This window comes from Alteromonas sp. AMM-1 (genome assembly GCF_047290655.1).
Taxonomy (GTDB): Bacteria; Pseudomonadota; Gammaproteobacteria; order Enterobacterales; family Alteromonadaceae; genus Alteromonas; species Alteromonas mangrovi.
The window spans coordinates 1-6403 of sequence record NZ_JBLBUE010000186.1 but is presented as its reverse complement, the minus strand read 5'-3'; the positions used below and the strand labels follow the sequence as shown (position 1 = coordinate 6403).

The 6403-nt window shown below is 47.7% G+C and carries 6 protein-coding genes; 5 read left to right on the top strand and 1 reads right to left on the bottom strand.

All coding sequences use genetic code 11. The features are described from left to right. The 4 genes from ACLR2L_RS17920 to ACLR2L_RS17905 all read left to right on the top strand — a co-directional run. Positions 1-700: sensor histidine kinase (locus ACLR2L_RS17920; protein WP_413370106.1), on the top strand; the 700-nt coding region annotated here is incomplete at its 5' end. A 2-nt stretch (positions 701-702) separates the two neighbouring features. Further along, entirely contained in the window at positions 703-1281 is a 579-nt protein-coding gene (locus ACLR2L_RS17915; protein WP_140955840.1) for a SlyX family protein, read from the top strand. Next, positions 1278-2618 (top strand): sigma 54-interacting transcriptional regulator, encoded by a 1341-nt coding sequence (locus ACLR2L_RS17910; RefSeq protein ID WP_413370104.1) that lies wholly within the window; start codon positions 1278-1280, stop codon positions 2616-2618. The genes ACLR2L_RS17915 and ACLR2L_RS17910 overlap by 4 nt, the downstream gene beginning before the upstream one ends. A 165-nt stretch (positions 2619-2783) precedes the next feature. After that, positions 2784-4208: a hypothetical protein gene (locus ACLR2L_RS17905; protein WP_413370102.1), complete on the top strand. Its 1425-nt coding sequence runs from the start codon at positions 2784-2786 to the stop codon at positions 4206-4208. Positions 4209-4246: 38 nt separating this feature from the next. Here ACLR2L_RS17905 and ACLR2L_RS17900 read toward each other — a convergent pair whose 3' ends face one another. Next, the gene (locus ACLR2L_RS17900; RefSeq protein WP_413370100.1) at positions 4247-5137 is read right to left on the bottom strand and encodes a DUF72 domain-containing protein; all 891 of its coding nucleotides are present in this window, start codon (positions 5135-5137) and stop codon (positions 4247-4249) included. A gap of 220 nt (positions 5138-5357) precedes the next feature. Here ACLR2L_RS17900 and aspS point away from each other — a divergent pair. After that, positions 5358-6403: aspartate--tRNA ligase (gene aspS, locus ACLR2L_RS17895; RefSeq protein WP_413370098.1), on the top strand; the 1046-nt coding region annotated here is incomplete at its 3' end.

The window sequence follows — 6403 nt, the reverse complement described above, 5'->3', positions numbered from 1 at the left end:
TGAGCGATTAGCGCAACTGGAGCATATCCGTACGGCGTTGCTCCGCCATGCAGCACATGAATTGAAAACGCCGCTGGCAAGTATGAAAGAAGGCTGTGCTTTATTAAGCGATGGATTGGTAGGGACGTTAAGTGAGCCACAGCAAGAGGTCATGAGCCTGATCAATGCCAGTACCACGCGACTGAATACCCTGATAGAAAGACTGCTTGACTACAATTTATTGTTACAACAAGCACAACCTAAATTTACACTGGTTGATGTGGATCTAATGGTTAATCAGTGTATTGGCGATTACAAGCTGGCGTTGCAAAAACACAGTTTAGATATCAACCTTTCGATTAAACATATAATCGCTGATGAAGAGCTACTGCGCAGGATCCTGGATAACCTGGTTTCTAATGCGGTGGCACATGGCGCACTCGACAGAACGATTCATATTCGAGTGTCAGTAGAAGATGAGTTTGCCTGCATTGACGTGGCCAATGACGGCAAAAAAATTCCAAAAGATAAAGTCAGTACCTTGTTTGAACCTTTTATAAGAGGTGAAGGAACCCGCAACGATAACGTCATTGGTACCGGGTTAGGCTTATCGATTGTTGCTGATTGCGCAAGGATTATGCACGGTGATGCCACCGTGATTGACGTGGACTATGCCGATGTGTGTTTTAGAGTCCGCATACCACAACAGGAAGAAAAATAAACATGAAACGTTACGGCATAATAGCTGCTGTCGTGGGATTGGCAGGTTGTCAGATATTGCCATCCACCACCACCGTGACTGAAGTATCCGATAATATTCAACCACCGGCCATTGTGGCTGCAACCAAATGCGTGTTTCTTATCGCCCCTCAGGAACCTGAAATGTGCGAGATGGATTACTGGCAGGATTACTGGATTCAGGTTGATAAAGTAAGCTGGCCAGAGCGGCAGACGCTAATTGATTCAATGGACGACACACCAGACCAGTTATTGAAGAAGATAATATTGTCACAGCCGGTCAATACACCCTATAAAGCAAGGTTGCGTGCTCAGCACTGGATTGAACAACTCTACCCATGGCTGGCAGCTGGTGCTCAAAGCTGGCTGGAAACGGTGGTCAGTAAACCCAGCGGTCATATGCTGGAACTGGAATCAGCTGTCACCATATTGAGTAACATGAATAATCAGCAGGATAAAACACTGACACAACAGGAACGGCAGATTCAAAAGCTGAAAGCCCAGCTGGAAGCGCTGATGAAAATTGAATCGAACCTGATGAATCAGGAGGAAACAGAACAATGACCAGTAAAGATCATCCTAAGTCGCACATTTTATTAGTAGACGACGACAGCAGTTTATTAAGACTGATGACCATTCGTTTACAAAGTGAAGGGTACACTGTGACAACGGCGGAAGACGGTCAGGAAGCCCTGAAAAAAATCCAAACCGGTAGCTTTGACCTGGTGTTAAGTGATTTGCGTATGCCTGGGCTTGACGGATTGAGCTTATTCGAAGAAATCATGGCAATTCGCTCTGACATTCCTGTGATCCTAATGACCGCTCACGGCACCATTTCGGATGCTATCGACGCTACACAACGCGGCGTGTTTGGCTTTTTAACCAAACCTGTTGAGCACGAGAAGTTACGCGAGTTACTCAGTCGGGCATTACAGCAATCCAAAGCAGCAGAGCCTGGTGAATGGTGTAAAGACATCGTTACCCGCTCAGCCGATATGTTGCATGTGCTTGATCAAGCATTTCGCATTGCCAAGCGGGAAGTCAGCGTACTCATTACCGGTGCCAGTGGTACCGGTAAAGAATTGCTTGCCAATGCGATTCACCGCGCAAGTGACCGCGCAGGTAACCCATTTGTTGCGATAAACTGCGGTGCGCTACCAGAAAATTTGTTGGAATCTGAATTGTTTGGCCATGTGAAAGGTGCGTTTACCGGGGCGGTGCAAGCCAATGGTGGTTTATTTCGTGAAGCGCACGGTGGGACGTTGTTCTTAGACGAAATTGGCGATATGCCTATGACCCTGCAGGTGAAATTACTGCGGGCTTTGCAAGAGCGTCAAATCCGTCCGGTAGGCAGTAGTAAATCGGTTGATATCGACGTGAGGGTGATCTCTGCAACCCACAAAGATTTGCATAAAGAAATGCAAGAAGGGACGTTCCGGGAAGACTTATTTTATCGTTTGAATGTCGTAAACCTGAAACTGCCTGCGCTGAAAGAACGTTCGGAAGACATTCCATTGTTAGCCCGCACCTTGTTAAAACAAAGTGCTGAACGTCATGGCGTTAAAGTGTCACAGTTCTCCGAGGATGCGTTGCAACTGATGGTGAAAAGTGACTGGCCGGGTAACGTGCGTCAGCTAGTGAATGTGGTTGAGCAGTGTGTGGCATTAACTCAAACGCCGGTTATTCCGCTGCATCTGGTGGAGCAGGCACTGTCGGCTACCCGCCAGAGCTGGCCAACCTTAACGGAGGCCCGTGATGCATTTGAGCAAAAATATCTGTTTAAACTGCTGAAAATGACCGATGGTAACGTAACTCGTGCAGCGGAGCTGGCAGGTCGAAATCGTACCGACATGCACAAACTAATGAAAAAGCACGAACTGGATGCCGGAGATTTCCGCTAAGGCTTCTATGCGAATTGGTATAATCTTTCTTCCTTAAGGATCAATGGTCTGGCACTGGCTGGTCGGGCCATTACATGATATCAGACGAAATACCAGAAACTGTTGGCAAACTACGTCAGGCGTGGGATAGTGTGCCGATATGTTAAGAAATTTCGCGATATAAACATGGATGCACGCCTAACAACTATCTCTCGCCTGGTAAGTTTTATCTCAATAGTGTGTTTTTTGTTGCCATTTTGGGCGACAGCGCAAGCAGTAAACGAGGGGCAAATACTTAGCCGGTTAAACGATATTATTCGCGATAAAACTGCTGCCTACGATTTGCAAATAAACAAGCTGGATACCCTGATTGCCAATGCAAATGCGTTGCGTGCTGACGCTGCCGAAAATGCGGTGTTGGCCTATAAGCTGTTGTTAGCGTCTAAACAGGGCGAGTACGAGCCGGTGAAAGCCTTTGCGCAGTCGGTTGTGCAAGTCGCTACCCGTCAACAGGATTACCGTTCTCAGGGATTTGCTTTGCGTGCATTATTGGCGTACCAGGCCGAAATTTCACCGGGTGATACCCTTTCCACCAAACAACAATTAATGGCATTACTGTCGCGCCGCCTGTCTGACAGTGATAAAGCGTCTGTTTTATATGATGTTGGCCTTGCCGACAGCAAAACCGGTAACGTAATGTCGGCACTTGATTTTCTGGATCAGGCACAGCAGGCGTTTTGGCAATTGGCTAACTACCAGAACTGGCGCGACGTCATTGAAATACAAATAGCATTGCTAATGGATATGCAGTGGTACAGTAAAGCGTTAGCAAAGTCGAAGCAACTGGTCGATTTTTTGCAATCCCAGTCAGGCAATATGCCGTTCACGCTGACCGACAATATGCTGTCAGTTATGGCGGCGGAGAGCCGGTGGGACGAAATTGAAGCGGTGGCGATGCGCATGCTGGAAGCCGGTGTTGAAGCCAACAATATGCAGGCGCAATTTAATGCGGGTTTTTGGTTACTGCACGTTAATCTGCAGCGTCAGCAAATGGATTTGGTTACCCGATGGATGATCAAGCTGGACGATTGGCTGGCAGAATTCCCTCAATTAACCCCGCGCACGCTGTTTACACTGGATAAAATCACCTATCTGATTGAGACCGGTGAATTAACGGCTGCCATCCAGCTTCAGAATGGCATAACAGTGAGTACCTTGCAAAGCGAGAATGATGCTTATCTTACTATTCGTCAGCATTTGCTGAATCAGGTTGCACTGAGCGTTGCTCAAAACGATATAAATGGCACAACTCAGGCTTACGAAGCCTTGTTAAACTGGATAGATGAAGAGCGCAATCGCGTATTGTCGCTTACCATGGAGCAAATTTCTGACGATTTTGCGTCACTTCAACAAAGCTCTCAGCGTGAAATTGCCTCACTTAGTCAGTCGCTGGCCATGCAAAAAGAATCGGTAGGGCGTGAAGCGACTTTCAACAATATGTTGATAGGCATAGTGTGCTTGCTCACTCTGATCATTGCAGGATTGGGGTATTTTTATGTTCGCCTGAAAAATCAAAAACAAAGCTCGCGTCGTCGCGGACGTTCATCCTGATAGTCACTTGATTTTGGCTTAGTATTGAAATCAGCTAGCTAAAATAACGAAGATTGCGGCGATTCTGTTTGTGTTGGGTTGAATGTGAGTTCAGGCAATGCATAGGCTGCGAAGCGTGCATTGTATTGCTGAATAAACTGCTGGGCCAGCCAGGGGGCGTCCTGGTTGTCCGGTCGGTGAAAAAACAGATAGCAGGTTTTCCCCGCTAAGCGCCATTCGTGGCACTTTGTTATCCAGGGCATGAGACAACGCATGTTATCGCTATCGTTGTTATTGCCCACAAACCGGATGACAGGCTGATCGGAAGTGGCGATAACATTTACCGGTACCTTAGGTTTTTGGGTGCGTACTTCGGCCGTTAATTCACAATCTGCGTTGCCACTAAACAGCGCCCGGGTATCCATAATCACCCGGTTAGCACGGTATTTTATTAAACACCGGTTAAGTGCTTTCTCAGCTTCTCCCTTCGCGAAAAATGCTAAATGGCGTACCTCAACGGCGTAATGAAACGCACTGGGTAAGGCTGCCAAAAAGCGGTCTAATTCAGGCAATGCAGACGGCCCGAATGATGCCGGTAACTGCAACATTACCACACCCAGCTTGTGTTCAAGTGCACTCAATAGCGACAATTGCTGAGCTGCCTCTGAAATATTGTGACTCAGACGTCCCTGATGACTGATACCTTGGTGGAATTTGAACGTAAACCGAAAGTGAGCCGGTGTGGCTTTGTACCAACCGGCTACTGTTTCTGCAGCAGGCAGGTGATAAAAGGTGGTGTTACCTTCAACGCTGTTTAGCTGACTGGCGTAGCGGCTCAGGCTGCTACCCGACGTATGACCAAACCAGGTAGCTGGCCAACGACCGTGTTGCCATTGTGGCAATCCAATCATAACCGTTGGCAATATTTCAGGTGTTTGAATATTTGTCATTGGGCTTTGCCAAGCATTTGTTTATACTATGCGACCTTTACCGCTAATCGGCAATGAGTGGCTGTTTTTAAGCCATTTTATACGCCGCTTCGCGAAACTCAATGATAACAAAAACGCTGCAAGCCCGGCAGGGCAACTGCAATCTTCACCATCGGTCGGAATGTCTTAATCCGCATGTGGCTTACAGCGTGAACGCTCAAGAAACTAGGGGTCTGAGACCATGCGCACAGATTACTGTGGGAAAATTACTGCATCTTACATTGGCCAAACTGTCACATTGTGTGGCTGGGTAAATAAGCGTCGCGATTTAGGCGGCCTGATTTTTATCGATTTACGAGACCGCGAAGGGATCGTGCAGGTTATGTTCGACCCCGATCTTCCAGAAGTACAAGCCATTGCTAATACCCTGCGCAGCGAATTCTGCGTTAAAGTAACCGGCACTGTCCGCGCGCGTCCTGAAGGTCAGGTTAATGCGCAAATGGCAACGGGTGAAGTAGAAGTCATCGGTACAGGACTGGAGATTTTTAATAAATCTGCGGTACTGCCGTTAGACTGGAACCAGGAAAACTCTGAAGAACAGCGTTTACGTTACCGTTATTTGGATTTGCGACGCCCGTTAATGAGCCAGCGCTTGCAATTTCGTGCCAAAGTAACTGGCGCAGTACGTCGTTATCTGGAAGGCGAAGGTTTCCTGGATATTGAAACGCCGATACTCACCAAAGCAACACCTGAAGGTGCCCGGGATTATCTGGTGCCAAGCCGCACACACAAAGGTGAGTTCTTTGCATTGCCGCAGTCGCCGCAGTTGTTCAAACAGTTGCTGATGATGTCGGGAATGGACCGCTATTACCAAATCGTTAAATGTTTCCGCGACGAAGATTTGCGCGCCGATCGTCAACCCGAATTTACTCAAATCGATTTGGAAACGACGTTTCTTGATTCAAACGGCGTTATGCAAATCACTGAAGGCTTAATTCGCGATTTGTTCCAGCAAATGCTGAATGTTGACCTGGGTGAATTCCCACGTATGACCTACGCAGAAGCCATGCAGCGTTACGGAAGCGACAAACCTGATTTGCGCAACCCACTGGAATTAACCGATGTTGCCGATTTACTGGCGTCAGTTGACTTTAAAGTGTTCAGTGGTCCGGCTAACGATCCCAAAGGCCGCGTCGCGGTAATTCGCGTGCCGGGTGGTGCCAGCCTGTCGCGTAAACAAATTGATGACTACACGCGATTTGTGGGTATTTATGGTGCCAAAGGTCT